This window comes from Variovorax sp. KBS0712 (genome assembly GCF_006323185.2).
Classification (GTDB): domain Bacteria; phylum Pseudomonadota; class Gammaproteobacteria; order Burkholderiales; family Burkholderiaceae_C; genus Variovorax; species Variovorax boronicumulans.
In genome coordinates this window covers 1-2001 of the sequence record NZ_VCCD02000009.1, presented here as the reverse complement: position 1 = coordinate 2001, position 2001 = coordinate 1, and the positions used below count along the sequence as shown (strand labels likewise).

Sequence of the window (2001 nt, the reverse complement as noted above, 5' to 3'; positions counted from 1 at the left end):
TCGGGCGCCTCGTGCTGACCGACGCACAGGGCGAGCACCACGTGGGCGTGACGCCCGTGCGCGCCTTTCCGCTGAGCGCGCCCAACGAGGGCGTGTCGCTCGTCGGCAGCGAAGGCCGCGAACTCGTGTGGGTCGACCGCGTCGACCAGCTGCCCGCGCCCACCCAGGCGCTGCTGACCGAAGAGCTCGCGGTGCGCGACTTCGCGCCCACCTTGCTGAAGCTGCACGGCGTGTCCAGCTTCGGCGTGCCCAGCACCTGGACCGTGAGCACCGACCGCGGCGACACCAGCTTCGTGCTCAAGGCCGAGGAAGACATCCGCCGGCTCGAGGGCGGCGCGCTGCTCATCGCGAGCGCGCACGGCGTGCAGTTCCGCATTCCCGACGCGAAGGCGCTGGATCGCGCGTCGCGCAAGCTGCTGGAGCGCTTTCTCTAGAAGCAGCGCAGAACAGGGCGGCCCGCAGCATCGATCGGCTGCGAAAATCGCGCATTTGCACTACAACGGCCCCGCCGTTGACGGACATGCCCCTGCACACCACCGCCCTAGTTCTCTTCTCCGGCGGCCAGGACTCGGCCACCTGCCTGGCCGAGGCCCTGTCCAAGTACCAGCGCGTCGAAACCCTGGGCTTCGACTACGGCCAGCGCCACCGCGTCGAACTCGACGTGCGCGGCACCGTGCTCGCCAAGATCCGCGAGCGCTTTCCCGAATGGGCGCCGCGCCTGGGCGAAGACCACGTGCTCACGCTGGCCGCGCTGGCGCAGCTCGGCGGCTCGTCGCTCACCGAAGAAGTCGCTTTCGCCATGCAGGCCGACGGCCTGCCCAACACCTTCGTGCCGGGGCGCAACCTGCTGTTCCTCACGCTGGCGGGCGCGCTGGCCTACCGGCGCGGGCTGCAGGTGATCGTCACCGGCGTGTGCGAAACCGACTTCTCGGGCTACCCCGACTGCCGCGACGACACCATGAAGGCCATGCAGCTGGCGCTGTCGCTCGGCCTGGAGCGCCGCCTCGTCATCGAGACGCCGCTCATGTGGATCGACAAGGCCGAGACCTGGGCGCTGGCCCACCGCCTTGGCGGCCAGCCGCTGGTCGACCTGATCGTGGAAGAAACCCACACCTGCTACCTCGGCGACCGCGAACACCGCCAGGCCTGGGGCTACGGCTGCGGCGAATGCCCGGCCTGCGATCTGCGCAAGAAGGGCTGGGAGCGTTACGTCGCTGCGGCCTGAGCCGCTGTAGAGGTATCGAGCCGGTAGCGCGCGCCGCCGGCTGCGCTTTCGTCCTGCGGCACCAGCGTCCACCGCTGGCCGTGGAAATCGCCCACCGCCGGCCGGTGCGCAATCGACACCATCGCACCGCCGCCCGCGCGCACCGTGTCGGCCAGCCGCTGGTAGAGCACGGCTTCGGCCGGTGCATCGAGCGCGCTGGTCACCTCGTCGGCGAAGAGCCACGCCGGCTTCTTCAACAACACCCGTGCGATCGCCAGCCGCTGCTGCTCGCCGCCCGAGAGCTTCTGGCTCCAGGCGTCGCTGTCGTCGAGCCGGTTCACCAGGTCGGGCAGCAGCGCATCGACCAGCGCCTGGCGCAGTTGGTCGTCGCTGAAGCCGGCGGCCGGGTGCGGGTAGGTCAGCGCCTCGCGCAGCTTGCCGTCGGGCAGATAGGGGCGTTGCGGCATGAAGACCGCGTCGGCCGGGGCCTGCACCTTGCCGCGTGCAAACGGCCAGATGCCCGCGAAGGCGCGGAACAGCGTCGACTTGCCGCTGCCCGAAGGGCCTTGCAGCAGCACGCTGTCGCCGGGGCGCACCGCCAGCGCGGCACCGGCCAGCAGCTGCGTGCCATTGGGCAGCGCGAGCGTGAGGTCGCTGGTGCCCAGCGCGGCGGCGCCTTCTTCGCGCTGCAGGGCGTCTTCGCGCGCGGCGTGGGCGCGCATCGCGTCGTCGAAGCTGATCAGGCGGTCGGTGGTGGTGCGCCAGTTCCTCGAGCTCGGTCAGCATCTGCGCCTGCT

At 70.9% G+C, this 2001-nt stretch carries 2 protein-coding genes and 1 pseudogene; 2 read left to right on the top strand and 1 reads right to left on the bottom strand.

Features of this window, described 5'->3' with window-relative positions:
* Together FFI97_RS33485 and queC are read left to right on the top strand one after the other, a co-directional pair.
* Positions 1-434: DUF1854 domain-containing protein (locus FFI97_RS33485; protein ID WP_144004566.1), on the top strand; the 434-nt coding region annotated here is incomplete at its 5' end.
* An 86-nt stretch (positions 435-520) separates the two neighbouring features.
* Complete coding sequence (queC, locus tag FFI97_RS33480) at positions 521-1225, top strand: 7-cyano-7-deazaguanine synthase QueC (protein ID WP_062481313.1); 705 nt, start codon at positions 521-523, stop codon at positions 1223-1225.
* Here the strand turns inward: queC and FFI97_RS33475 are convergent.
* Positions 1207-1968 (bottom strand): annotated as a pseudogene (locus FFI97_RS33475) (ATP-binding cassette domain-containing protein); the annotation flags it as partial. The gene queC and the pseudogene FFI97_RS33475 sit on opposite strands and share 19 nt — an antisense overlap.
* Positions 1969-2001 lie beyond the last annotated feature (33 nt).